The organism is Frigoribacterium sp. ME-P-080 (assembly GCF_030209595.1).
Lineage (GTDB): Bacteria > Actinomycetota > Actinomycetes > Actinomycetales > Microbacteriaceae > Frigoribacterium.
On the sequence record NZ_JARVRR010000003.1, the window covers coordinates 286,942 to 313,549 of the forward strand.

Consider the following 26,608-nt stretch of genomic DNA (forward strand, 5'->3'; position numbering starts at 1 on the left):
CCTATGTCTGCCCAAAAATCGAAGCCCACGTCCGCCATCGGGGCACTCTTCGGATTCGTCGGCTTCAGCGTCCTGGCCGGCCTCCTGGTGACCATCGGCGTGACGCCGGCCATCGCGGTCGCCGGCATGACGGCCTCGAGTTCGATCGGCGTCTTCGAGTCGATCCCCGAGTACATCGAGATCGGCAAGCTGCAGCAGCGCAACACGCTGTACGCGACCCAGGGCGGGCAGCAGGTCCCCTTCGCGACCCTCTACAGCGAGAACCGCGTCGAACTCTCGTGGGACGAGGTCAGCCCGAACCTCAAGACCGCCGTCGTCGCCGGCGAGGACCGGCGCTTCTACGAGCACGGCGGCGTCGACGTCACCTCCCTCGTGCGCGCGGCCGTGGGCTCCGCGGGCGCCGGCGAGCTGGGTGCCAGCGGTGGTGGCTCGACCCTGACGATGCAGCTCGTCCGCAACATCCGCATCGCGCAGTCGCAGCAGCTGCCGACGGCGGACGAACGCGACGCCGCCTACAAGGAGGCGACCACCACGACCCTCGACCGCAAGCTGGAAGAGATGAAGTTCGCGATCGGGCTCGAGAAGAAGTACAGCAAGGACGACATCCTGCTGGCCTACCTCAACATCGCGTACTTCGGCGACCAGACCTACGGCGTACAGGCCGCCGCCCAGCACTACTACAACAAGAGCGCGGCCGAGCTGACGGTCCCCGAGGCCGCCAGCCTCATCGCGATCGTCCAGTACCCGGACTCGCGCAACATGTCGACGCCCGAGAAGTACCCGGCCAACAAGGCGCGTCGCGACGTCATCATCAAGTCGATGCTCGCCGAGAAGGACATCGACCAGGCGACGGCGGACGCCTCGCTGGCCACGCCCGTCGAGAGCTACGTCGTCCTCACGGCGCCCTCGCAGGGCTGCGGCGCGGTCACGGTCCCCTCGGCCGCCTACTTCTGCGACTACGTGAAGAAGAGCATCAAGGACCTCGCCGTCCTGGGCTCCACCCCCGAAGAGCGCCAGGCGAACTGGAACACCGGCGGTTACGACGTCTACACGACGCTGAACCTCGACCTCAACGAGAACGCCAAGGCGCAGGTCGACAAGTACGCTCCCGCCAGTGAGAGCAACTTCCAGCTGGGCAGCGTGGTCGACAGCGTCGAGGCCGGCACCGGCCGGGTCGTCGTGATGGCTCAGAACACCACGTTCTCCGAGACGTCGAGCCCCGACCGCACCCTCACCTCGGTGAACTACAGCACCGACCGGGACTACGGCGGATCGATCGGCTTCCAGCCCGGTTCGACCTACAAGCCCTTCACCCTCATCGACTGGCTCGAGCAGGGGCACGGCATCTACGAGAGCGTCAACGCCAAGCCACGGACGTTCAACATGACCATCGACGGCAGCCGGGGCAACAAGTACACCCCCAAGAACGACGCGGGCGAGCAGCCCGGCCAGATGAGCGTCGCGGACGCGACGGCCAAGTCGATGAACACGGCCTACGCGGCCATGGCCGAGAAGCTCGACATCGCCGACATCAACGGCGTCGCGAAGAAGCTCGGCGTGCACCGTGCCGACGGAGGCGAGATGCACGACTTCGCGTCGTCGATCCTCGGCACGGCCGACGAGATCGCGCCGCTGACCATGGCGACCGCCTACGCCGGGATCGCCGCGGGCGGCGTCTACTGCTCGCCGATCATCGTGGACAACATCAAGGACGACAAGGGCGTCGACATCGGCGGACAGCCGCAGTCGTGCAGCCAGGTCGTCGACCCGCAGGTGGCCGCGGCCGCCGCGGTGGCCATGCAGGGCCTCTGGCGGAACGGCACCGGCGTCGGCGGCCTGCCGGCCGACGGCTACCCCGAGATCGGCAAGACCGGCACGACCGACCTCAAGGACCAGATCTGGATCATCGGCGCGACGTCGAAGATCGCCACGGCCGTGTGGCAGGGCGTCGCGGACGGCCCCAAGAAGAGCCTCCGCAGCTACAACTCCCCCAACCTGGCCGGCTCGACCAGCTACGCGACGGCCCGCGTGCAGTACTTCAAGGCCGTCCAGAGCGTGAACAACACCGTGTACCCGGGAGGCGCCTTCGGTGAGGCTTCCGGTGCTGTTCTCCGCGGCTCGGGCGTCGCCGTGCCCGACATGGCCGGCACGACCCCGTCGGCGGCCCAGGCGCTGCTGAGGGGCGTCTCCCTGGCCTACGCGGACGGTGGCACCCAGCCGTCGGCCCTGCCCGCCGGGCAGGTCATCGGCTCGGACCCCGCCGTCGGCAGCCTCGTGTCGAAGGGCACGACCGTGAAGGTCTTCACCAGCGACGGCAGCGGCGCAGCCGCGGTCCCGGACGTGACCCGGCAGAAGGTGGGCGACGCGGTCAAGTCGATCGGCGGAGCCGGGTTCGACGCGTCCAAGGTGTCCATCGCGGGGTTCACGCCCGGAGACGGGAAGAACGCCTGCCAGGTCGCCTCGACGAATCCTGCCGCCAACACGTCCGTCGCGAAGGACTCGGCCATCGGGCTGACCGTCTACGGCGACAAGGACGGCAACGACCCGGGCAACTGCGCGTGAGCCCACGGAGCACCGGCGGGCCGAGCGCCCTCCAGACGACGGCCGTGACCGCAGCAGCGGGCGCGGCCGTCGGCCTCGGGGCGCTGGCCTGGGGCGTGTTCGTCGAACGCAACCGGTTCACCGTGCGGCACGAGGTGTTGCCCGTCCTCGAGCCCGGCTCCCGGACGCTGACGATCCTGCACCTGTCCGACCTGCACCTGGCACCCTGGCAGGCCGAGAAGCAGGAATGGATCCGCGGCCTCGCCGTGCTCGAACCGGACCTCATCGTCAACACCGGCGACAACATCGGCCACGAGGACGCCCACACCGCGCTCGAGTACGCGCTCGAGCCCTTCCGGGGCGTCCCCGGGGTCTTCGTCAACGGCTCCAACGACTACTACGGACCCTCCCCCAAGAACCCCCTGGCCTACTTCGGCGGACCGAGCAAGGCCCACCGCACGCCCGTCGACCTGGACGTCGACCGGATGCAGTCGTTCTTCACCGACCAGCTCGGCTGGCTCGACCTGAACAACAGGGCCCGTGCGCTCGAGATGCGGGGCTCGCGACTCGAACTCTTCGGGGTCAACGACGCCCACCGCGGCTGGGACCGCCTCGACCGCATCCCCGGCGCCCTCGACGACCTCCGCGAGAACGTGGGCTGGCAGGACGACCACGGTGGACCCGAGCCCATCAGCATCGGCGTCACCCACGCGCCGTACCAACGCGTGCTCAACTCGTTCGTCAACAACGGCGCCGACGTCATCTTCGGTGGTCACACCCACGGCGGACAGGTCCAGGTGCCCGGCTACGGTGCCCTCGTCACCAACTGCGACCTGCCGCGCAGCAAGGTCAGCGGTCTGACGACCTGGAGCCATGCCCGCAAGACCGCACACCTCGAGATCTCGGCCGGTCTGGGCACCTCGATCTACGCCCCCGTGCGGTTCTCGTGCCGCCCCGAAGCCGTGATCGTGACCCTGACGGCCTGAGCATCACCGGAGTGACACGAGCAGGCCCGAACATGGGCTATTCTTGTCAGGTTGCTTCACGTGAGAACGCGAAGACATCGGGGTGTGGCGCAGCTTGGTAGCGCGCCTCGTTCGGGACGAGGAGGTCGTGGGTTCGAATCCCGCTACCCCGACCAAATCAAATGGCTCCACCCTTGGGTGGAGCCATTTGTTTTTCTGTGCTCGTTGGTTCGCCCTTCGGGCGACACGAAATGGCTCCACCTTTGGGTGGGGCCAATTTTTTTGTTTTCGATCATCGGTCGTACTTCGGGCGACACGAAAGAGGCCCCATCGTTTCGTGGGGCCAACTTCCTTGTAATCGCCGGTTCACCCTCGGGCGACACGGGTCAGGCGAGGCGGCCGCCGGACTCGGCGAGATAGCAGGCACCGCAGAGCGACTCGTACGTCACCTGCTGACCGTCGATCGCCACTTGGTCGCCGTCGAAAACGAACCGGTCACCGACCGTGCGCGCCGTGAAGACCGCCTTGCGACCGCAGCGGCAGATCGTCTTGAGCTCTTCGAGCGAATGGGCCACCTCGAGCAGTCGCCGACTACCGGGGAAGGCCACCGTGCGGAAGTCCGTCCGGATGCCGTAGGCCAGTACGGGGACGTCGTCGAGGATCGCGATGCGCAAGAGGTCGTCGATCTGGTGCGGCGCCAGGAACTGCGCCTCGTCGACGAGCAGACAGGCCAGGCTCGACCCGGTCTCGGCCCGGACGGCGTCGCGGCGGGCCGAGAAGACCTGGCGGACCTCGTCGTCGGGGGCGAAGGTGACGTCCGCGGCCCGGGTCACGCCCAGCCGCGAGACGATGGCGTCGTCACCCTTGGTGTCGACGCCCGGCTTGGCGAGCAGGACCCGCTGACCGCGTTCTTCGTAGTTGTACGCCGCCTGCAGCAGAGCCGTGCTCTTGCCGCTGTTCATCGCGCCGTAGCGGAAGTAGAGCTTGGCCACTACTGCAGGTAACCGTCTTCGGCGGCCCGACGGATGAGCTCGGACTTCTTGCTGGCCGGACGGTTGGCCTTGGCGTACTTCTCGCGGACGCGCCGGAGGAAGGTCTTCGCCGTCTCGTACTGCACGTTCATCTGCGCGGCGACCTCGTTGGTGCTGAACCCCGAGACGTACAACCGGAACGCCTCGGCCTCGCCGGCGCTGAGCTTGGGTCGGGTCTGGTTCGCGGCGCCGGCCGGCAGGGGACGCCAGTCGCGCTGCGGGGAGTTGTCGCGGGCGACGCCCATGACCTGGCGGGCCGCATCCATCACCTCTCGCATGGGCAGGGTCTTCGACAGGAACGCCGACGCTCCCGCCTCGAGGGCACGCTCGCGGGACTCGCGGGTGTCGAGACTGGACAGCACGACGACCTTGGCCCCGGCGGCCCGGCAGGTGCGCACGCGGGCCTCGATCGAGACGGGCTCTTTCAACTGGAAGTCGAGGAAGACGAGGTCGGTCGGGAAGTTGTCGCTGTGCACCAGCTGCAGCCAGGTGTGCGCCGTCAGGACGAGGTCGAAGTCGTAGGCGTTGACGTTGATCCAGCTGCTGAGGCTGTCGAGGAGCACCTCGTGGTCGTCGAGGATCGCGAGCCGGACACGACGAGCGGGCGGTGCCTCGGAACCCGGGCCGACGGTGGCCCAGGAGGGTGATGCGACGGGCCTCCCGAAGCCCGGACGGTGGGACGAGCGGCCGCTCGGCTCAGTGCTGGTCATAAGAAAACCTTAGTGTCAGAAGCGACGGCGCCCGGTCGACCCGCAGGTCGCCCGAGACGAGGCGCAGCACGGTCAGACAGGGGGCGAGCGACCGTCGTGCGGCGACGGCCGAGGCCCGGCACGCGAGCTCGATCGTGACGCCCACCCGCGCCTCCTCGGCCTCGAGCAGGACCCGGAGCGAGCGGACGTCGGCGGCCTCGACGTCGTCCACCGTCGCGACGAGGGCCCAGAGAGCGGTGCGGTGCCCGGGGCCCAGGAGATCGGCGAGCCGGTCGGGGTCGACGACCTCGGCGGGCACCCGGCGGCCGGGCGCGGCGAGTCGCCGGGCCAGCCACGTCGCGTCGGCGTCGGCCACCAGGGAGGCGCGCAACGCGTCGGCCACGCGCCGGGCCTCGTCGGCGTCCCCCTCGACGATCCGGCCGGATTCGACGAGCCGTGCGAAGAACGGCACCACCTCGCGGTTGAGGACGGTGACACGGTCCTGCTGGACCGACCGGGCGAGGGTCACCCTGAGGTCGTCGGTGCTGGCCCTGCGGAATCCCGTGGCCCGCGAGACCCACCCCTCGACATGGGCCACGAAGACCCCCGAGAAGGTCGCCGACGCGGCGGTCAGGGCGAGCAACGGGGTGAGGGCGACGACGACGTACGACGCGGTGGGCACCGGTGTGACGAAACCCGGCGCCTCGACCAGGACCACGAGGGCGAGGACCACGGCCACGGCGCCTCCTGCGGCGAGGATCTCGCGTGCCGAGCGGTACGGCGCCACCCCGAGCAGGAGCACCCCGGAGACGATCCCCGCCCAGTCGTCCCGGACGAAGGGATTGCTGCCGGAGGTGGCCAGGGCGGACAGGACACCCGCCACCGCACACGTCGCGGCGACGCACCAGAGCGCCCGCGGCCCGAACGGTGCCCGCAAGGGGCCGGCCGACACGACGAGTGCGACGCCACCCGCGGCCACGGCGACGAGTGCACCGACCGCGGCCCCCGGCGAGGACACGTCGGAGGCCCGCAGCAGCGTGCCGACCACGGCGACGAGCAGGGCGGCGAGAGCCGCCCCGAAGGTGATCGGTCGGGCCGCCAGGGCGCCGAGGGGGTCGACCTGCTGGGGTGATCGATCGGAGGCGCGCCCGAGGGCACGAGGAGGGGCGGGGAGGGTCACGCGGGCACCCCGTCCTCGGTGGCGACGTCGCCGACCACCGGCGCCCCGGCGGCGAACGGGACCCGCAGGACGATCGACGTCCCGCTGCCGGGGGACGACCAGACCTGCACGTGACCGTGGACGCGTGTGAGACGGCCCTCGACCGACGCCGTCAGTCCGAGACGGTCGGGGGCCACCGCCGCCGTGTCGAAGCCGACTCCGTCGTCGATCACCATCACGGTGAGGTCGGTGCCGTCGCCGAAGACGACGAGCTCGGCCCGGTCGACCCCGCTGTGGCGGCTCACGTTCACGAGGCACTGTGCGACCGCCAGGCCGAGGGCGTCCCCGGTGACGGGGTCGAGGCGACCGACGGCCGAGACGTCGCCGGTCACGGCCACCTCGAGGCCGCCCGATCGCGACTGCTCGACGGCCGCGTGCAGTCGGCTGGCCTCCCAGCCGTCGGCGGCCGTCACGGCGGCCTCGGAGGGCACCGACCCCGGTGAGAGCCAGTCGCGCCCCACGAGGAGCTCGAGATCGGCCGCGATCGACCGCGCGGTGTCGGGCGACAGAGGACCGGGGCGGGCGGTGGCCACGGCCGCGAGATGCCCGAGGATCGTGTCGTGGACGAGGGCCGCGGCCTGCTGCTCGATGTCGACACGGATGCCCTGCACCTGCTGCTCGAGTGCGGACCGGTGCAGCCGCGGCTGAGCCGACCGCGCGCGTCCCCGCGACGCCTCGGCGTGACCGGTCACCACCGCGACCAGGACGAAGGCCAGCAGGGCGGTCACGTCGAGCCGCAGGGAGGCCCCCGTGTGCCAGGTCGCCAGCTGCGTGGCGAGCTCGCCCGCCGCGTAACCCGCCGCAGCCCAGAGGAGACCCCGGCGGGGCCCGACGGCGGTGCTGCCGACCATGATGAGGGCGATCTTGGGCAACGAGAGCGAGAACGCGTCCGACGCCTGCACCGCCGCGACCTGCGAGAAGAGGGTGACGGCGTACCAGTAGAGGGCGGCGGTCCCGACGATCAGGTAGGCGAGGTGGGCCGTCGTGGACCGCGTGCGCTCGACAACGACGAGCAGGACGACCATCGGGAGGAGCGAGACCAGAGCGGGCCAGAGCAACAGATCGGGTGTGGCGGCCTGTTTCGTGAGCAGGAGGGCAGCCGCCGCCGCGAGGACGGTGGCCGCGATCGCGTGGCAGGCCCTCGACACCGAGTCGCCGAGCGCCGTCGGCGCCAGGTGGGCAGGGAGGCCGAGCAGCATGGGGCCTCCTCGGCTCGTTCGTGGTCAGGACAGATCATGACAGAAGCCGGACCTGGGCTGTACCCCGACATGTGGGGCCAGTGCGGGTGTCGCGCAGGCAGAGCGCTTCTTCTTGTGCCCCGTTCTGGTCGAGCGGGGCACAACACCCCGTGCCGATGACCTCTGGCCCTCGGAGGCTCAGAACAGTCGCGGCTGTGATCGGGCCCCGCCCGGCAGTTCGTGGGCGATGAGGGCGCGCGGGACCGCGGAGTCACCGGCACCGGCACCGGCACCGGCACCGGCACCGACGGCCAGGTCGGGGATGCCCGCCAGGCCGCCCGTCCCAGCGGCAGGGGCCGCGCCGGTGCCGTTGAGGCCCATCAGTCGGAGGGATCGCGCGCTGTCGTCGAGTGCGGCGGAACGCATCGACCCCGTGGCCGGGTCGGCCTGCCCCTTCTCGAGGCCGTACTCGCGCAGCAGGGGCCGTAGCCGGGCGGCCAGCCAGGAGCGGTAGCCCGTCGGGGCGTAGGTGCCCTGGGCGTAGAGCGCACGGTACTTGCCCACGAGTTCGGGGTGCTCACGCTCGAGCCAGGCGAACCACCACTCTTTGACCCCGGGCTTGAGGTGCAGGGCGCTGTACATGACGCTCGACGCGCCTGAGTCGCGGACGGCGGCGAGCGCGGCGTGCAGGTGGTCGAGGCCGTCGGTGAGGTACGGCAGCACGGGCATCATGAACACCGAGCAGGACAGCCCCAGCTCTCTGGCCGCGGAGACGGTGGCCAGGCGGGCCGCCGTCGTCGGCGTGCCCGGCTCGACCGACTGCTGCAGGTCGTCGTCGTGGACGGCGATCGACATGGCCAGGTCGACGGGCACGTGCTGCGCCGCCTCGGCGAGCAGGGGCAGGTCGCGCCGCAGCAACGTGCCCTTGGTCAGGATGCTGAAGGGCGTGCCCGAGTCGGCGAGGGCGGCGATGATGCCGGGCATGAGCCGGTACCGGCCCTCGGCGCGTTGGTAGGGATCGGTGTTCGTGCCGAGCGCGACCGGGTGGTGCTGCCAGGTGGGGCGGTGCAGCTCACGCGCGAGCACCTCGGCGACGTTGACCTTGACGACGATCTGCCGGTCGAAGTCGTCGCCGCCGTCGAGGTCGAGGTACTCGTGGGTGGGGCGGGCGAAGCAGTACACGCACGCGTGGCTGCAGCCCCGGTAGGGATTGATCGTCCACCCGAAAGGGAGGGCCGAGTCACCCCCCGGCACACGGTTGAGGGCACTCTTCGCGACCACCTCGTGGAACGTCACCCCCGCGAACTCGGGCGTCGTGACGGAGGTGATCAGGTTGTTCAATCGCGCCAGACCGGGCAGCGCCGAGGCGTTCTCGGTGTCGACCGCTTGCTCGGACCATCGCATTCCCCCATTCGAACACATGTTCGAACCAGGGTCAACCCGAGGCCCGCAGCACGGGGACGCGAGGCCCGGGACGGGTCGTCAGGCGTGGATGTGCAACGCCTCGGCGGTCGCACCGATGGTCGACGCGGCACGGCGTTCGTCGGACGAGAGGTCGTCGCCGTACGTGGGGATCATGGCGTTGAGCCGGGGCTTCCACGCCGCGATGCGGTCGGGGAAGCACCGCTCGAGCACGCTGAGCATGATCGGCACGGCCGTGGACGCCCCGGGGGACGCACCGAGCAGGCCCGCGATGGTGCCGTCGCCCGCCGTGATGACCTCGGTGCCGAACTGCAGCACCCCGCCCTTCTTGCGGTCCTTCTTGATGACCTGCACCCGCTGACCGGCCGTGATGCGGTACCAGTCCTTCGGGTCGGCGTCGGGCATGAACTCGCGGAGCGCCTCGAACTTGGTCTGCTTGCTCGCCGCCAGTTGCCCCACGAGGTACTTGACGAGCGAGAGGTTGGCGAGCCCGGCCCGGATCATCGGGTAGAGGTTGTGGGCACGGATCGACGCGAAGAGGTCGAACATCGAGCCGTGCTTGAGGAACTTCGGGCTGAAACCGGCGTAGGGCCCGAACATCAGGCTGGCCTGCCCGTCGACGACGCGCGTGTCGAGGTGCGGCACCGACATCGGGGGCGAGCCGACGGCGGCCTTGCCGTAGACCTTGGCCTGGTGCTTGCCGACGATCGCGGGATCGTCGCAACGGAGGAACTCGCCGCTGACCGGGAACCCACCGAAGCCCTTGATCTCGTCGATGCCCGACTTCTGCAGCAGGTGCAGCGCTCCCCCACCGGCACCGACGAAGACGAAGCGCGCGTCGACGGTCGTCGGCGTGCCACCGACCTGCTTGCGGAGGGCCACCCGCCACGTGCCGTCGGCGAGCTTCGTGAGGTTCGTGACGCGGTGGTCGACCTCGAGGATCGCCCCCTCGCCCTGCAGGTAGGTGAGGAGGAGGCGCGTGAGGGACCCGAAGTCGACGTCCGTGCCGGCGGCGATGCGCGTCGCCGCGATCGGCTGCCCCTTCGCCCGTCCCGGGATGAGGACCGGTGCCCACGACCGGATGACGGACGCGTCGGTGCTGAACTCGAGCCCCTGGAACAGCGGGTGCTCGCGCAGGGCCTCGTGGCGCTTGCGGAGGTACTCGACGTTCTTCTCGCCCCAGACGAAGCTCATGTGCGGGGTCGAGTTGATGAAGGCGTCCGGCTGGGGCAAGGCCCCCTCGGCCACGAGGAACGACCAGAACTGCCGCGACACCTGGAACTGCTCGTTGACCTTGACGGCGCTCGACGTGTCGATGGTGCCGTCGGAGCGCTCGGGCGTGTAGTTGAGCTCGCAGAGGGCGGAGTGGCCCGTGCCCGCGTTGTTCCAGGGGTTGCTCGACTCGAGGGCGACGTCGCCCAGCGCCTCGTAGATCTGGATCGTCCAACTCGGCTCGAGCTGCTTGATCATGGCACCGAGGGTGGCACTCATGATGCCTGCCCCGATGAGGGCTACGTCGACGGGCTTCTTCGCATCGGTCACGACGTCAGTCTAGGCCCGGCCCCTCGGCGACCCCGGGTGGCCGCCGGAGCACGACACCCCGGTGTCTCGATGTCGAGAGACCGGGGTGCGACGCGTCGCCGGCCCCTCGGGCGACCGGCGTCGACGGATCAGGCAACGGCGCGTTCGGCGGCGACGAGCTCGGCGATCTGCACGGCGTTGAGCGCCGCACCCTTGCGGAGGTTGTCGTTGCTGATGAAGAACGCGAGCCCACGGTGACCGGGGACGCCCTCGTCGTGCCGGATGCGGCCGACGAAGCTGGGGTCGGCTCCCGCCGCCTCGAGCGGGGTCGGGACGTCGGTGAGGACCACCCCGGGGGCGTCGCGCAGGAGTTCTTCCGCGCGCTCCGCCGTGATGTCCGAGGCGAACTCGGCGTTGATCGAGAGCGAGTGCCCCGTGAAGACCGGCACCCGGACGCACGTGCCGCTGACCAGCAGGTCGGGGCGCTCGAGGATCTTGCGGCTCTCGTTGCGCAGCTTCTTCTCTTCGTCGGTCTCGTTCGTGCCGTCGTCCACGATGCTGCCCGCGAGCGGGATGACGTCGAAGGCGATGGGACGGACGTACGTGACCGGCTCGGGCAGGTCGACCGCGCGACCGTCGTGCACGAGGCCGATGGTGTCGCCCTCGATCGCGGCACGGGTCTGCTGCAGCAGCTCGTCGGCGCCGGCGAGTCCACTGCCCGACACCGCCTGGTAGGTGCTGACGATCAGGCGCTGCAGGGTGGCCTCGGTGTCGAGCACCTTCAGCACGGGCATGGCCGCCATGGTCGTGCAGTTGGGGTTGGCGACGATGCCCTTGACCGCCTCGCGGAGGGCGTGGGGGTTGACCTCGCTGACCACCAGGGGCACCTCGGGGTCCATGCGCCAGGCGCTCGAGTTGTCGATGACCAGTGCCCCGGCCGCGGCGAACCGTGGCGCGTGTGCCCGCGAGCCCGTCGCGCCCGCCGAGAAGAGGGCGATGTCGAGACCCGCGGGGTCGGCCGTCTCGACGTCCTCGACCACGATGTCGACACCGCGGAACGGCAGGGTCGTGCCCGCCGACCGGGCGGTGGCGAAGAAGCGGATCTCGGCGATCGGGAAGTCGCGCTCGTCGAGCAGCGTGCGCATGACCTTGCCGACCTGTCCGGTCGCGCCGATCACGCCGACGCGCAGTCCTTCGGCCATGGGTGCCTCCTGGGTTTCGGTGGTGCGGGGTTCGGTGGTGCGGGGTTCGGTGGTGCGGGTCCTGGCCCGGTGGGAGCCGGGTCGGGAGGCGCGGTGCGGTGGCCGCGCGCGCCTCCTCGGGTGGTGGGTCGCGTCAGCGGCCGGTGCCGCCGTGGACGACGGCGTCGACCTCGGCGTCGAGGCCGAAGGCCGTGTGGACGACGCGCAGGGCGTCGTTCAGGGTGTCGGCCCGGGTGACCACCGAGATGCGGATCTCGCTGGTCGAGATCATCTCGATGTTGATTCCGGCCTCGAAGAGGGCCGTGAACAGCCGCGCCGAGACGCCGGCGTTGGTGCGCATGCCCGCGCCGACGAGGGCCAGCTTGCCGATCTGGTCGTCGTACTGCAGGGACTCGAAGCCGATCTCGGCCCGGTCGGACTCGAGGGCCTGGAGCACGACGGCACCCTCGGACTTCGGCAGGGTGAACGAGATGTCGGTGCGGCTGGTCGACGCCGCCGACACGTTCTGCACGATCATGTCGATGTTGGCGCCGGTCTTGGCGACCGTGCGGAAGATCTGGGCGGCCTTGCCCGGGACGTCGGGGACGCCGACGACGGTGATCTTGCCCTCGCTGAGGTCGCCCGCGACCCCGCTGATGATGGGTTCTTCCACGTTCTCTCCCTCTTTCGGGTTGACGACGAGCGTGCCCTCGTTGTTGTTGAACGACGAGCGGACGTGCAGGGTGACCCCGTGACGCCGGGCGTACTCGACGGCACGGATGTAGAGCACCTTCGACCCGGCGGCGGCGAGCTCGAGCATCTCTTCGCTCGTGACGCGGTCGAGCTTGCGGGCCTTGGGCACGACGCGGGGGTCGGCCGTGAAGACGCCGTCGACGTCGGTGTAGATCTCGCACACGTCGGCGTCGAGCGCCGCGGCGAGGGCGACGGCGGTCGTGTCGGAGCCGCCGCGACCGAGGGTCGTGATGTCGCCCGTGGACCGGTTGAACCCCTGGAAGCCGGCGACGATCGCCACGTACCCGGCGTCGAGCGCGTCGCGCACCCGTCCGGGCGTGACGTCGACGATGCGGGCCTTGCCGTGCTGGGCGTCGGTGATCATGCCGGCCTGGCTGCCGGTGTACGAGCGGGCCTCGACGCCCAGGCTGCGGATCGCCATGGCGAGCAGGGCCATGCTGATGCGCTCGCCCGCGGTGAGCAGCATGTCGAGCTCGCGGCCGCCGGGCAGCGGGCTGACCTCGTTGGCCAGGTCGAGCAGTTCGTCGGTGGTGTCGCCCATCGCGCTGACGGCCACGACGACGTCGTTGCCGGCCTTCCGCGTCTCGACGATGCGCTTGGCGACGCGCTTGATGCTCTCGGCATCGGCGACGGACGACCCGCCGAATTTCTGCACGATCAAGCTCACGGTGACTCCTGAGAAGGGGGACTGGGCGCGCCGGAGGACGGCTCACGCCTGCGTCCGGCGATTCTATTCGGTGTCGAGAGCGTGTGACGTACGTCGGTCGCGGGGCGTCATCGGCGCCTCTCCCCTACGGTGGACCGATGCCCGACACCACCGACCAGGCCCGCGGCGCCGCCAGCCGCCTCCAGGACAGCCGCGCCCTCACGACCGCCGCCCGCGTCGGCTTCGCCATGAACGGCCTGCTCCACGTCGTGATCGGCGTGATCGCCCTCGGCGTCGCGTTCGGAGGTGGAGGCGAGGCCGACCAGGGCGGTGCCCTCGGGCAATTCGCGTCCCGTCCGGGCGGGGTCTTCCTCCTTTGGCTGATCGTCGTCGGGCTCTGGGGCCTCGGCCTCTTCCAGCTGCTCGAGGCCGCTCTCGTCCGCGGGACGGACAAGGACGCCTGGGCCGAGCGCGCGAAGGAGGGCGGCAAGGGCGTCGCCTACCTCGCCGTCGGGTTCACGGCCTTCACCTTCGCCCGGGGCTCGTCGTCGGACAGCTCGGGACAGACCCAGACGCTCAGCGCCCGGCTGCTCTCCGCACCCGGCGGCGTCGTGCTGCTCGTCGTCGTCGCGCTCGCCATCGTGACGATCGGGGCCTACTTCGTCGTGAAGGGCGTGAAGCAGAAGTTCCGCGAGGACCTCACGCTGCCGGGCGGTGCGGCGGGACGGGGCACGGTCGCCCTCGGCGTCACGGGTTACGTGGCCAAGGGGATCGCCCTCGGCGTGGTGGGGGTGCTGTTCGCGGTCGCGGCCGTCACCTCGGACCCGAGCGAGGCCACGGGGCTCGACGGCGCGCTGAAGGCCCTCGCGGCCCTCCCGTTCGGCGTGGTGGTGCTGACGGCCGTCGCCCTGGGGCTCATGGCCTACGGTGCGTACTGCGCCGTGCGGGCACGGCGCGCCCGCCTCTGACGGGCAGGCGCGCGCCGAACGGGTTCAGGAGGCGCGGGTCGTCATTCGGAGACGAGCCGGCGGCCCTCGAAGGCGCGGCCGAGCGTGACCTCGTCGGCGTACTCGAGGTCGCCGCCCACGGGCAACCCCGAGGCCAGTCGCGTCACCCGGAGACCGAAGGGCGCGAGCATCCGGGAGAGGTACGTCGCGGTCGCCTCGCCCTCGAGGTTGGGATCGGTGGCGATGATGACCTCTTGCACGGTGTCGTCGGCGAGACGCTGCACCAACTGGCGGATGCGCAGATCGTCGGGACCGATGCCGTCGATGGGACTGATCGCCCCGCCGAGCACGTGGTACAGACCGCGGAACTCGCGGGTGCGCTCGATGGCCTGGACGTCCTTGGCCTCTTCGACGACGCAGATCGTGGCGGGCGAGCGACGCGGGTCACGGCAGATGTTGCACGTCTCTTGTTCGCTGACGTTGCCGCAGATCTCGCAGAAACGCACCTTGGTCTTGACGTCGACGAGCAGCTCGGCGAGGCGTGACGTGTCGAACGACTCGTTCTGCACGATGTGGAACGCGATGCGCTGCGCCGACTTGGGCCCGATGCCGGGGAGGCGACCGAATTCGTCGATCAGCTCTTGGACGATGCCTTCGTACACGCGCTACTCGCTTCTCTGAGGCGTGACCCGGGGGGCGATCGTCTCTTCTTCGATGAACTGGGCCCCGAGGATCTCGCGCACGACGGCCTCGCCGTAGCGCGACCCGGTGGGGATGCCCCGGCGCGGGTCACCGGTCGCCGCGCGACGCTCGGCCACCGACGGACCCGCACCGGCGGAGGCGGTCGGTGTGCTGGTGGCCGCTGTGGAGGGCGACGGGGCGGCGGCGGCGGGGCGAGCCGGGGGCACGTCGACCTCGGGCGGAGGAGGCGCGGCGTCGACCGTCGGGACGCCGCCGGGCGGTTCTTCGGTGATGTGCTCGGGTTCGTCGGGCTCGGGGGGCGGGGTCTGCGGGATGGGGGCGACGTCCCACCCGGTGACGGGGGTCGAGCCGCCGGACCGCGCGGCGGCCGCGGACGCCGGAGCGCTGGATCGCCCGGCGGACGCGGGCGCCGCGGCACCGGACCGCGCGGCGGCCCCGGGCGCCGCAGCCGGCGCGGGAGCCAGGGACGGGCTCGGCGCCGGCGACGCGGAGGCCTCGGGCGTCGACGACGTCGCGGCGGGGGCCGTGGCCCGGCCCGTCTCGGACGGCGCCGACCCCGGAGACGCGGGCCCGGACGGCTGGCGTCCGGCCTCGGGTGCCGGTGTGGTCGACCGGCCGGTCTCTCGCGGCGCACCCGACGTGGCGGGAGGGGCGGCGGCGTCGACGGGTGCACCCGTGGGGGTCGGGCCCGCGGGGCCGTCGCCCTCGACGCGGGCGATGTACTTCACCTTGACGCCGAGGACGTCGACGATCGCGCGTCGCAGGTACTCGCTGACGCCCTCGGCCGCGCCCTGCGGCCGCTTGAAGCTCTCGACGTCGTTGGCGCTGGGGAAGGCCAGCGTCAGCACGTCGTCGACGAAGTCGACGACGGTGGCCGTGACGACGACCATCCAGGCCGTGCGCCGCGCCTTCTGGACGACCTCGACGATCTCGGGCCAGCTGTCACGCAACTGCTGGAGCGTGACGGGAGCCGCGCCGCTCCCGGACGCCTGGCCGGTGTCGGGGCTCTGTGCCCACGCGGCCGAGTGCGGTGCGGACGGAGGCGCGGGTTCGGTCGGCGTGGCGGAGTCGGCCTGGTCGGCCCGGGTGGCAGAGGTCGACGGAGCGGCCGTCGCCCAGGACGCCGTCGCACTCTCGACGGCCGACGGGCCACCGGCCGCCTCGGTCGACGGCGTGGCCTCGACGGGCGAGGCGGACGGGGCCGACGCGGTCGGCGCCGACGCGGCGACGGGAGGCGTCGATCGATCCGCCGCGGGCCGGACCTCGGCCGGCCGGGCAGCCGCCTGCGTCGACGGCGCAGCGGACGGACCGGGCGCGGCGGACGGACCGGAGCCGGAGCCCTCGACCCCGACGCGTCGTTCGAGGCGCTCGACCCGGGCGAGGGCGCCCCGGCCGGTCTGGTCGCTCTCGGGGACGAGGACGCGCGCGATCATCAGTTCGAGGTGCAGCCGCGGCGAGGTGGCCCCGGTCATGTCGGTGAGAGCGCGGTTGACGACGTCGGCCGAGCGCGACAGCTCGGCGGCGCCGAAGGCGTGCGACTGGTGCACGAGACGGTCGAGCTCGTCGGCCGTGACGCCCCGCAACACGGCCGAGGCACCCTCGACGGTCGCCCCGACGACGATGAGGTCGCGCAGGCGTTCGAGCAGGTCTTCGACGAACCGCCGAGGGTCTTGCCCGGTCTGGACGACGCGGTCGACCGCAGCGAACGCGGCGGCGCCGTCACGGGCGCCCAGCGCCTCGACCACGTCGTCGAGCAGCGATGCATGGGTGTACCCGAGCAGCGCGACGGCGCGCTCGTACTGGATGGCGCCGTCCTCGCTGCCGGCCATCAGCTGGTCGAGGAGCGAGAGGGTGTCGCGCACCGACCCGCCGCCGGCACGGACCACGAGCGGCAGCACGCCCGGGGCCGCCTCGACCGACTCGCTCTCGCAGAGTTCGTGGACGTACTCGAGCATCTGGGCCGGGGGCACGAGGCGGAACGGATAGTGGTGGGTGCGCGACCGGATGGTGCCGATCACCTTGTCGGGCTCGGTGGTCGCGAAGATGAACTTGACGTGCTCGGGCGGTTCTTCGACGACCTTCAGCAGGGCGTTGAAGCCCTGCGGGGTGACCATGTGGGCCTCGTCGAGGATGAAGATCTTGAAGCGGTCGCGAGCCGGGGCGAACACGGCCCGGTCACGGATGTCGCGGGCGTCGTCGACGCCGTTGTGGCTGGCCGCGTCGATCTCGATGACGTCGAGCGAGCCGCCGCCGTCGCGTGAGAGCTCGACGCACGACGCACAGACGCCGCACGGGGTGTCGGTCGGGCCCTGGGCGCAGTTGAGGCAGCGGGCCAGGATGCGCGCGGACGTCGTCTTGCCGCAACCGCGCGGCCCGCTGAAGAGGTAGGCGTGGTTGACGCGGTTGGTGCGGAGTGCCGTGCGGAGCGGATCGGTCACCTGCGTCTGCCCGATGAGCTCGGCGAAGTTCTCTGGCCGGTAACGGCGATACAGGGCGGTGACCACAGAGCAAGAGTAGTCGGGGCTACCGACAACGGTCGACGGCGGGAGTCGCCGTCGAGGGCCCCTCGCGGCGCCCCGGGCGCACGAGAGGGCCCGTCGTGTCGACGGGCCCTCGGGTGCGGCTCCCGGCCGGGGTGGACTACTCGGCGGACCCCCTCGCGCGACGGCGGACCCTGGTCGCCGACACGAGGCCGAGGCCGATCAGCAAGGCGAAGGCCGCGAGCGAGAACCAGCCGAGGGCGTCCGACCCCGTGTACGCCAGGCCCGAGACGGAGCCGGTCGGGACCGCTCCCCCACCGTTGCCGGTGCCGGTGCCGGTGCCGGTGCCGCCACCCGATCCGGGCAGACCCGGGAAGCCGGGGGTGCCAGGGGTACCCGGGGTGCCCGGGGTCCCGGGCGTCCCGGGAGTGCCCGGGTCGCCCGGCGTGCCCGGGGTCCCGCTGGCCGCCGCGACGGTGAACCCGGTGGTGACCGGGGCCGACGTGGCGCCCGCGATCGTCTCGGTCGCGGCGACCACGTGGGGTCCGACGGCGACGCCCGCGAGGACGACCGTCCAGCTCCCCGTCCCGGGGTCGGCCTGGACGACCTGCGCGGTGCCGTCGTCGAGCTGCACCGTCACCGTGGCACCGGGTTCCGCCGTCCCGACGACCGTCACGGGCGTCGTGCCGCCGGTTCCGGCCTGCAGGACCGAGCCGGCCACCGGGCTGGTGATCACCACGGGGTCGACCGAGGCGATCAGGAGGTCCTGGCTCACCGTGGTCGTGCCCGCGTCCGCGGTCTGCGTCGCCGTGACGACGTAGGCGCCGACCGGGACGTCCGTGAAGTCGACCGCCCAGGTGCCGTCGGCCCCGACCGTCGCCGACTGCGTCGGTCCGCCGCCGAGATCCACCGTGACGAGCGCGCCGGGTGTGCCGGTGCCCGTCACCGCGACGTCCTCGAGGCCGTTCCCGTCGACGTCGGCGATCAACGCGCCGGGTGCCGGCGAGGTGATGACGACGGCGTCGGTGCTAGCGGCCGCCGTGACCGTGAACACGACGGTCTCGGGGGCCGACACCGCGCCTCCCACGGTCTGGGTCACGGACAGGGTGTGCTGCCCCTGCTCGACGCCCACGAGGGTGGTCGACCAGGCGCCGTCGGCGTCCACGTCGACCACGACCGGGAGGCCGCCGTCGATGCTGACGGCCACCGAGGCGTTCGGCTGGGCCGAACCGCCGACCAGGACGTCCGCCGTCCCCGCCGTGCCCGCCGGCAGGATCGAGCCCTGTTCGGGCGAGGTGACCACGAGCGGCGCGACCTCGGCCGCGGGGGCGAGGGTGACGTCGACCGACGCGCTGCCGGTGACGACGCCGCCGACCGTCTGTTCGACGATCACGGTGCGGGTGCCGACCGGGACCGCCGGCAGGGTCACCGACCAGGTGCCCCCGTCGGTGACGGTGGCCGTCTGCGTGATGCCGCCGACGGAGACGGTGACGGTCGCTCCGGGCTCGCCCGTTCCGGTGACCGGCAGGTCGACGAAGCCGTCACCGTCGGTGTCGACGACGAGCTGTCCGTCGGCCGGCGAGGTGATGGTGGGCGCGGCGGCGGGGTCGACCGGGACGGGCACGACGACCACCGAGACCTCGACGGGAGCGCTCGTGGCGCCTCCGATGGTCTGCACGGCCGAGACCGTGTGCGTCCCGGTGCCGAGCACGACCGGCACCTGCCACGAGCCCGAGGCGTCGACCGTCGTGGTGAGGGGGTCTCCCCCGTCGACCGTGACGGCGACGGGTGCGCCCGGCTGCCCCTGGCCACGGACGACGACCGGCGCGGTGCCGGCGTCGCCCGCCTGGTACTGCTGGCCGTCGGTCGGTGCCGTGATCGTGAGCGTCGCGGCGGCCTCGACCACGACCGTGGTCGTGACCGGAGCCGACTCGACCCCGCCGACGGTCTGCGTCGCGGACACCACGTGCTCGCCCACGCCGACCCCCGCGAAGGTGGTCGACCAGTCGCCGTCGTCGTCCACGTCGACCGTGACGGCCGTGCCGTCGTCGAGCGTCACCGCGACGGTAGCGCCGGCCTGGGCCGAACCGGACACCGGCAGGTCCACCGTCGAGGCGGCGGACGGCACGAGGAGGCGCGTGCCCGTCGCCGGGTCGGTGATCCGGATCGGGTCTGCCGCGACCACCGCGAACGGCTGGGTCACGGGGACCGTCGTGACGGTGTCGTACTGCTGCACCACCGAGATCGGTCCGGCACCCACCGGCACCGCGTCGAAGGTCGTGGTCCACGCCCCCGTCGTCGGGTCGGCCGTGACGGCCTGGGTCAGGTCGCCACCGAGCGAGACCGTGACGGTCGCGCCGGGCTGGGCGGTGCCCGACACCGTGACCGGCGTCGTCCGGCCGTCGAGGACGACGACCGTGGCACCCGGGGCGGGCTCGGTGATGGTGACCGGGGTGCCGACCACCACGTCGAGCTGCTGGGTGGCGGGAGTCGTCGAACCGGCCGGCACCGTCTGCGTCACGACGACCGGGTACGAGCCGACGGGCACGTCGCCCACCGTGACGGTCCAGGTGCCCTCGGGGGTCACCGTCGTCGTCTCGGAGAGGTCGTCGCCCACCGCGACCACGACCGTGGCGCCGGGCTGACCCGTGCCGGTGACCGTGACGTCGGTGGTGTCGTCGGCGTCACGGACGACGATCGACGACCCGGCGGGCGGCGAGGTGATCGTCACCGGGGCGGCCACGACGACCGACACGTCCCGCGTGATCGGGGTCGACACGGCGCCGTCGACGGTCTGGGTGACCGAGGCGGTGCGGTCGCCGACCGGGACGCCGTCGACCGTGACGCTCCAGGCGCCGGTCGTCGGGTCGGCCACGACGGTCCCGACCAGGCCGTCACCGAGGTCGACCGTGACGGTCGCTCCGGGCTGGGCCGTGCCGGACGCGACCACCGGGGCGGTGTCGCCCGCGGCGAGCACGACGACCGTCGTGCCGTCGGTGGGCCGGTCGACGACGAGACCCGCTGCCGCCGCGACCGTGAACGGTTGCGTCGCCGCGGCCGAGGTCGCGCCTCGGATCGTCTGCGTGGCGGTCAGGGTGTAGTCGCCGACGGGGACTCCGTCGACGGTCGTCTGCCAGTCACCCTCGGGCCCGACGGTGGCGCCGGCCGTGAGGCCCGTGCCGAGCGAGACGGCGATGGTGGCGCCGGGCTCACCGGTGCCCGAGACGACGACCGACGTGGTGCCGGCCGGGTCGAGCAGGGAGACCGTCGCACCGGGGGCGGGGGTGACGATCGCGGGCGCGGCGGGGGCCACGACGATCGACACGTCCCGCGTGACCGGGGTCGAGGTCGAGCCGTCGACGGTCTGCGTGACCGCGATGGTGCGGTCGCCGACCGGGACGCCCGGCACGGTGACGCTCCACGCGCCGGTCGTGCCGTCGGCCGTGACCGTGCCGGTCAGGTCGTCGCCGAGGTCGACGGCGATCGAGGCGCCCGGCTCGGCCGTGCCCGACACGACCAGGTCGGTCGTCGCGTCCGGCGTCGCCACCGCCACGACGGTCCCGACGGCCGGGGCCTCGATGACGACCGCGGCGGCGGAGACCACCGAGAGGGGTTGGGTGACGGCGGGCGACACCGAGGTGCCGAGCGCCTGGGTGGCGGTGAGCGTGCGCTCGCCGACCGTGACGCCGGCCACGACGACGCTCCAGGCGCCGGTGGTCGGGTCGGCGATCGTCGAGGCCACGAGGTCGACGCCGAGGTCGACGCGGACGGTCGCCCCGGGTGCGGCCGTGCCGCTGACCGTGACGGCCGTCGAGGCGGTCGCGTCGGCGACGGTCACGACGTCACCGGGCTCGGGCTGCAGGACCCTCAACCCGGGACCGACCACGATCCGGAACCCGGCCGCGACGGGGGTCGAGGTCGTGCCGGCCACGGTCTGCGACGCCGTCACCTGGTAGACGGCGGTCGGCAGGTCGGCGAAGAGGACGGACCAGTCGCCGGACGTCGGGTCGGCGGTCGTGGTGACGGCCGCTCCCCCGTTCAGTCGGACCGAGACCGGGGCGCCCGGGGACGCCGTGCCCGAGACGGGGACGTCCACGGTGCCGGCCGGGTCGAGCACCGTGAACACGGTGTCGTCCGGGTCGACGATGACGACCGGGGCGGCCGCGCGGATCTCGAACGAGCTCTCCTGCGCCGGCGAGGTGGTGCCGCCGATGCTCTGCGTCACCGACAGGTCGGCCGCGCCCACGGGCACGCCCGGGACGTCCACGGACCACCGGCCCGTGGCCGCGTCGGCCGTCGTCGTGGCGGCGAGGTCGGCGCCCGTCGCGGGATCGAGGACCACGTCGACCGTGGCTCCCGCCGCGGCGGTGCCGGAGACGGTCACCGTGGTCACGACCTCGGGCCCGGCCACGTCGACGACGGAACCGTCGGCGGGGGTCAGGACGACGAGGGGGTCGCCGGCGAGGATGCGGACCACCCGGGTCTCGGGAGCCGAGACCGAGGTGCCCACCGTCTGGGTGGCGGTGACGGTCCGCGTGCCCACGGGCACCCCGGCGAAGGACACCGTCCAGGCACCCGTCGTGGTGCCGGAAGTGACCGTGTCGGTGAAGCCGTCGCCGAGGTCGACGCGGACGACCGCGCCCGGCTCGGCCTGGCCCGACACGACGAGCGTCGTGGTCGAGGACGGGTCGGCGAGGACGATCGGGACGCCGTCGGCCGGGGCGACGATGGTCAGCGGGGCGGCCGGGTCGATCGTCACGACGCGCGTGTCGGCCTGCTGGACGGTGTCCCGCACCGCCTGTGAGGCCCCGAGGACGCGCTCTCCGACGCCGACGCCGACGAGCGTGACCGCCCAGGCCCCGGTGACGGGGTCGGCGAGGGTGCTGCCGACCTCGGCGCCGTCGAGGGTCACGGTGATCCGTGCGCCCGGCTGGGCGGTGCCGGCGACCGGGACGTCCTGCGTGGCCGCGGGCGAGGCGACGACGTAGCGGATGTCGGCGGCGGGCGTCGTGATGACCACGTCGGCCCCGGAGACGATCTCGAAGGCCCGGGTGACGGGCTCGGTGGTCGTCGTGCCACCGACCGTCTGGGTCGCGGAGGCGACCTGGTCACCCACGGGGACGCCCGGAACCGTGACGGACCAGAGCCCGTCGGGCCCGGCGGTCGTCGGGACGACCACGCCGGCCAGGGTGACCTCGACGGACGCACCGGGGTAGGCCGTCCCGGTCACGACGACGGCGGTGGTGCTGTCGGCGCCGGCGACCGTGACGACGTCGCCGTCACTGGGTGCGGTGATGGAGAGGTCGGCCTCGGCCGAGACCACCGAGAAGTCCGTCGGCTCGGCCTCGAGGAGGTCGGGGCCCTGCTGCTGGCTCGCGCCCACGACGTGGTCGCCGACGGCGACCCCGGTCAGGACGAGGGACCAGGCGCCCTGCGCGTCGGTGGCGACCGGGGCCTGGTCGACGCCGTCCACCGTGACGGTGACGGGCAGACCGGCCACGCCGGTGCCCGCGATGGTGACCGGAGCGGTCCCCTGGTCGTCGGCGACCACCAGCTGGGTGCCGGGGACGGGCGCCGTGATGACGACGTCGCCGCCGACGCTGACCAGGACGTCCCGCGTGACGGCGTCCGAGGTGGAGCCGTTGATGCTCTGGGTCACCGAGACCGTGTGCGGACCGACCGGGACGCCGACGACCGCGACGGACCACTGGCCCGAGACCGGGACGACCACCTGGCCGACGAGGCCGTCGCCGAGGTCGACCTCGACGGTCGCCCCGACCTGGCCCGTGCCCGAGACGACGACGGGCGTCGTGTCCTGCGGTCCCGGGACGAAGTACTCGGCGCCGTCGAGCGGTGCCGTGACGGCCAGGGGCGTGCCCTGCGCGATCGTCAGCGGCTGGGTCACCGGTGCCGAGGTGGTCCCGCCGAGGGTCTGAGTCGCACCGAGCGTGCGGACACCGGCGGGGACGTCGGGGATGACGGCGGTCCAGGCGCCCGTGGCGGGGTCGACCGTGGCAGGCACCTCGAAGCCGGCGCCGAGGCCGACCGTGACGGTCGCCCCCGGGTCGGCCGTGCCGGTGACGGTCACGTCGGCCGTGGTGCCGCCGACGATCGGGATCGTGGCCCCGGGGGCCGGCGTCGAGATGGCGACCGGGGTCCCGGCGACGATCGTCACGACGCGCGTCTGCGCAGGCGACACGGTGCCGCCGACGGTCTGCGTCGCCGAGATCGTGCGCTGACCGACGGGCACGCCGGCGACGTCCACCGACCAGGCGCCGGTCGTGGCGTCCGCCGTGACCCGGCCGGTGAGGCCGTCACCGAGGTCGACGCGGACGTCGGCGCCGACCTGGGCGGTGCCCGAGACGGTCAGCGTGGACAAGGAGGCGCTGTCGGCGACGCGCACCGTGGTGCCCTCGGCCGGGGCGAGGATGTCGAGCGGCGCACCGGCGGCGACCGTCAGCGGCTGCGTGACCGGCACCGAGACGACGCCCGCGACCGTCTGCGTGACGCTGATCGTCCGGGGCCCGACGGGCACGGACGACACGGTGGCCGACCAGGCGCCCGTGGCGTCGGCCGTGGTCGTGGCCACGTAGCCGTCGCCCAGGTCCACGCGGACGGGGGCGTTCGGCTCGGCGGCTCCCGTCACCGTGACCGGGGTGGTCGAGGTGGCGTCGGCGACCGTGAGGGTCGCACCGGGCGCCGGCGTCGAGATCGTCACGCCGGTCGCGGCCACGAGGGTGAAGTCGGTGGTCTGCGGGGCGGACACCGCGCCTCCCACCGTCTGCGTCGCGGTGGCCGTGTAGGTGGCGACCGGCAGGGCCGGGAAGGTCACGGACCAGGTGCCGTTGGGGGCGACCGTCGTGGTGAGGTCGCGGCCGCCGCCGAGGGTGACGGCGACCGGGGCACCGGCCTGCCCGGCACCCGAGACGGTGACGTCACGGGTGGAGTCGGCTCCGGGCAGGCGGTACTGCGTGCCGGAGGTCGGGCTCGTGATGGTCAGGCCCGTGCCGGCGACGACGCTGAAGGCGCGCGTCACGGCGGCGGAGACGTCTCCACCGAGGGCTTGGGTCACCGACGCGGTGTAGCCGCCGACGGGCACGCCCGGGACGGTCGTCGACCAGGTGCCGTCCGCGGCGACGAGGGCCGTGGCCGTGCGGCCGCCGCCCAGGTCGACGGCGACGGTGGCCGTGGGGGTCGCGGTGCCCGAGACGATCACGGGGGTCGTGGAGTCGGCGTCGAGGACCGTGAAGACGCGTCCGGCGGTGGGCGTGGTGACGACGAGCGGCTGCTGCGCGACGACGGTGAAGTCCCGCGTGACGGGGCCGGTGGTCGCGGTGCCGAGGGCCTGGGTCACGGAGGCGCTGTAGGCCCCTGCGGGCACGTTCGCGACGGTCACGCTCCAGCTGCCGTCCGCGGCGACCGTGCCGGTGCCCGTGAGACCGGCACCGAGGTCGACCGTGACGGTGGCGCCGGGCTCGCCGGCACCGGTCAGCACGACGCTGCGCGTGGCGCCCGGGGAGGCCGGGACGACGAACACCTGCCCGGCGGTGGGCGTGGCGATGCTGAGGGGGGCGAGGGCCGCGGCGCGGACGGTGGAGGTCGCGAGGTCGACCCGGGACGCGTTCACCAGCGGGAGTACCGAGAGGCTGACCGCGTGGACGGAGCTCGAGCCGGCGTCGGTGCCTCGGCCGTCACGGAAGCCCGCGCTGTCCTGGGCGTTGATGGTGACGCGGACGAGCTGGTTGAGCAGCGTCGTGAGAGGCGCGAGGGTCGTGACGACCGCGGCGGTCGTGGTGCGCAGGCTGGTCGTCGTGGCGGCGAGCGCCGTGCCGTCCACCAGGGGCGAGTAGAGGCCGCCCACGCTGCCGAGCAGCGTGCCGACGACGGGGAGGAGGGCCCCCCGGAGGACCGTGGCGCCGAGAGCACCGACGAGACCCGACCCGGTGACGGTCGTGGCGGCCGGCTGGACGGTACCGTCGAGCAGCGCGCCGAGGGTGGTCACGGTGCGGGTGCTCAACGTCTCGTTCACGCCGACGACGGCCAACTGGATGCGCAGTGCGACGGCGAGGTCGACGGTCACCTGGGTCGCGCGGATCGCGTCGTCCACGGCGGCTACGAGGTTGGTGGGCAGCTGGTTCTGCAGGATGTCGGTGATGCCGGCGGTGATCGCGGTGATGGTCGCGGGACGCAAGAGGTCGGTGTTCGCGGGCAGACCGTTCAGGGCGTCGAGGTCGATGACCACCTGGCCCGTGCTGGGGATGATGGTCACGGGCCCGCTGGTCAGGGGACGGTCGAGTTCCGCCGAGATCGTCGAGTCGAGGTCGACGGTCGCCTGCACGTTCACCGTTGGCTGGCCGAGCGTGACGGCGCCACCGAGGGGCAGGCCGTTCACGGCCGTGGTGAGCGGGCCGGTGATCGAGTTCGCGAGGCCGCTGACGGCGGTGCTGCCGGCGACCCCGTTGACCGCCGTCCCCAGGCCGCCGACCGTGGAGCGGAGGGACGAGGTCACGCCCTGGACGGCGGGGCTGGTCAGGGTGAACTCCGCACCGGCGACCTGGTAGGCCGTCGTGGGCGTGGTGGCGGTGGCGCCCCGCTGCTGGGTGATCTGCGACGAGAGCGCGCCGAGCTGCAGGGTCACGTCGCTGAGGACGCCCTGCGTGGCGGGCACCTGGGCGAGCAGCGGCTGGAGGCGGAGGGTGGTCTGCTGGGCCGGGCTGCCGTCGCCGACGGCGATCGAGCCGTCCTGGGCGATGAGACCGGCCGAGGCGGTGGCGCCGGTCGCGGTGGCGTTCGCGTACTGACCGTCGACGCCGAGGGTGAGCAGCCCGTTGCCCCCGAGGAGGCGGATGCCGTTGCCCAGACCGACCGTGAGCGCGTTGACGGCGGTGAGGTTCAGCGGGTTGCGCGACGTCGGCGGGTTCTGCGTGGTGCCGAAGGCCGAGTAGGCACCGCCGAGTGCGGCGACCTGGTCGAGCGCGACGATGCCCGTTCCGCCGACGAGCGACGCCTCGGCCTCGCTGCGGTCGGTCGTGGCCGCCTGCGCGGGGACGACGACGACGAGCGCGCCGACGACCGCCGCGACGACGGCGGCCGCCGTCGCCTTCAGTGCGCGGGACGCGTGGGAGCGCCGGGGACGCTCGATCGTCTGGCTTCGCATGGGTGTGCCTCTTCCTGACGGGACGAGCCCGCCGCCTGATCCGAAGAACTCCCGCTGGTGAGGCGGGAGGTGCTGCTGTTCTGTTGTGTCGTCGCCGCGTCGCCGCCCGGGGACGACGACGAGGCGAACGGGACTACCGCGCGGTGCGCGGGCTCGTTCGCCTGGGGCGGGTGCTG

Annotated in this window: 14 protein-coding genes and 1 tRNA gene; 4 read left to right on the top strand and 11 right to left on the bottom strand. The window is 72.6% G+C overall.

Annotated elements, in window-relative coordinates; translation table 11 throughout:
- Positions 1-3 precede the first annotated feature (3 nt).
- From QRN23_RS06535 to QRN23_RS06545, 3 genes are all read left to right on the top strand, one after another.
- Positions 4-2,562, top strand: coding sequence for a transglycosylase domain-containing protein (locus QRN23_RS06535; RefSeq protein WP_285062958.1), 2,559 nt, complete (start codon positions 4-6; stop codon positions 2,560-2,562).
- 44 nt (positions 2,563-2,606) lie between these two features.
- A complete protein-coding gene (locus QRN23_RS06540) occupies positions 2,607-3,527 on the top strand; it encodes a metallophosphoesterase (protein WP_123570827.1) in 921 nt (306 codons plus the stop codon).
- Positions 3,528-3,605: 78 nt separating this feature from the next.
- Positions 3,606-3,682 (top strand) — tRNA-Pro (locus QRN23_RS06545).
- 210 nt (positions 3,683-3,892) lie between these two features.
- Here QRN23_RS06545 and QRN23_RS06550 read toward each other — a convergent pair.
- From QRN23_RS06550 to QRN23_RS06585, 8 genes are all read right to left on the bottom strand, one after another.
- Positions 3,893-4,498, bottom strand: coding sequence for a thymidine kinase (locus tag QRN23_RS06550; protein WP_056046465.1), 606 nt, complete (start codon positions 4,496-4,498; stop codon positions 3,893-3,895).
- The gene (locus QRN23_RS06555) at positions 4,498-5,247 is read right to left on the bottom strand and encodes a response regulator transcription factor (protein ID WP_082460304.1); all 750 of its coding nucleotides are present in this window, start codon (positions 5,245-5,247) and stop codon (positions 4,498-4,500) included. The genes QRN23_RS06550 and QRN23_RS06555 overlap by 1 nt, the downstream gene beginning before the upstream one ends.
- Positions 5,234-6,406, bottom strand: a complete 1,173-nt coding sequence (locus QRN23_RS06560; RefSeq protein ID WP_192124701.1) for a hypothetical protein — start codon at positions 6,404-6,406, stop codon at positions 5,234-5,236. The genes QRN23_RS06555 and QRN23_RS06560 overlap by 14 nt, the downstream gene beginning before the upstream one ends.
- Positions 6,403-7,644 carry a sensor histidine kinase gene (locus QRN23_RS06565; protein ID WP_123570486.1) on the bottom strand — a complete coding sequence of 414 codons (1,242 nt, stop codon included), beginning with the start codon at positions 7,642-7,644 and terminating at the stop codon, positions 6,403-6,405. Before QRN23_RS06565 ends, QRN23_RS06560 begins: the two co-directional genes overlap by 4 nt.
- A gap of 177 nt (positions 7,645-7,821) precedes the next feature.
- Positions 7,822-9,027 (bottom strand): Rv2578c family radical SAM protein, encoded by a 1,206-nt coding sequence (locus QRN23_RS06570; RefSeq protein WP_285062960.1) that lies wholly within the window; start codon positions 9,025-9,027, stop codon positions 7,822-7,824.
- 78 nt (positions 9,028-9,105) lie between these two features.
- A complete protein-coding gene (locus QRN23_RS06575; RefSeq protein WP_123570488.1) occupies positions 9,106-10,587 on the bottom strand; it encodes a malate:quinone oxidoreductase in 1,482 nt (493 codons plus the stop codon).
- A 128-nt stretch (positions 10,588-10,715) separates the two neighbouring features.
- Positions 10,716-11,768 carry an aspartate-semialdehyde dehydrogenase gene (locus QRN23_RS06580; protein WP_173151274.1) on the bottom strand — a complete coding sequence of 351 codons (1,053 nt, stop codon included), beginning with the start codon at positions 11,766-11,768 and terminating at the stop codon, positions 10,716-10,718.
- 133 nt (positions 11,769-11,901) lie between these two features.
- Entirely contained in the window at positions 11,902-13,167 is a 1,266-nt protein-coding gene (locus tag QRN23_RS06585) for an aspartate kinase (RefSeq protein ID WP_055971466.1), read from the bottom strand.
- A 137-nt stretch (positions 13,168-13,304) separates the two neighbouring features.
- Between QRN23_RS06585 and QRN23_RS06590 the strand changes: the two genes are divergently transcribed.
- On the top strand, positions 13,305-14,114 hold the full coding sequence (locus QRN23_RS06590) for a DUF1206 domain-containing protein (protein WP_285062964.1): 810 nt from the start codon (positions 13,305-13,307) through the stop codon (positions 14,112-14,114).
- Between the two features lie 41 nt (positions 14,115-14,155).
- Here QRN23_RS06590 and recR read toward each other — a convergent pair whose 3' ends face one another.
- The 3 genes from recR to QRN23_RS06605 form a co-directional block, all read right to left on the bottom strand.
- Entirely contained in the window at positions 14,156-14,755 is a 600-nt protein-coding gene (gene recR / locus QRN23_RS06595; protein WP_043595550.1) for a recombination mediator RecR, read from the bottom strand.
- Between the two features lie 3 nt (positions 14,756-14,758).
- Positions 14,759-17,299, bottom strand: a complete 2,541-nt coding sequence (locus tag QRN23_RS06600) for a DNA polymerase III subunit gamma and tau (RefSeq protein WP_285062967.1) — start codon at positions 17,297-17,299, stop codon at positions 14,759-14,761.
- Positions 17,300-17,435: 136 nt separating this feature from the next.
- The gene (locus QRN23_RS06605; protein WP_285062969.1) at positions 17,436-26,432 is read right to left on the bottom strand and encodes a choice-of-anchor G family protein; all 8,997 of its coding nucleotides are present in this window, start codon (positions 26,430-26,432) and stop codon (positions 17,436-17,438) included.
- Positions 26,433-26,608 lie beyond the last annotated feature (176 nt).

Excerpts from the sequence above, each read along its gene's own strand:
- QRN23_RS06565 (WP_123570486.1), bottom strand. The coding sequence starts at position 7,644 with ATGCTGCTCGGCCTCCCTGCCCACCTGGCGCCGACGGCGCTCGGCGAC.
- QRN23_RS06605 (WP_285062969.1), bottom strand. The coding sequence starts at position 26,432 with ATGCGAAGCCAGACGATCGAGCGTCCCCGGCGCTCCCACGCGTCCCGC.
- QRN23_RS06570 (WP_285062960.1), bottom strand. The coding sequence starts at position 9,027 with ATGCGATGGTCCGAGCAAGCGGTCGACACCGAGAACGCCTCGGCGCTG.
- QRN23_RS06590 (WP_285062964.1), top strand. The coding sequence starts at position 13,305 with ATGCCCGACACCACCGACCAGGCCCGCGGCGCCGCCAGCCGCCTCCAG.
- QRN23_RS06535 (WP_285062958.1), top strand. The coding sequence starts at position 4 with ATGTCTGCCCAAAAATCGAAGCCCACGTCCGCCATCGGGGCACTCTTC.
- QRN23_RS06580 (WP_173151274.1), bottom strand. The coding sequence starts at position 11,768 with ATGGCCGAAGGACTGCGCGTCGGCGTGATCGGCGCGACCGGACAGGTC.
- QRN23_RS06555 (WP_082460304.1), bottom strand. The coding sequence starts at position 5,247 with ATGACCAGCACTGAGCCGAGCGGCCGCTCGTCCCACCGTCCGGGCTTC.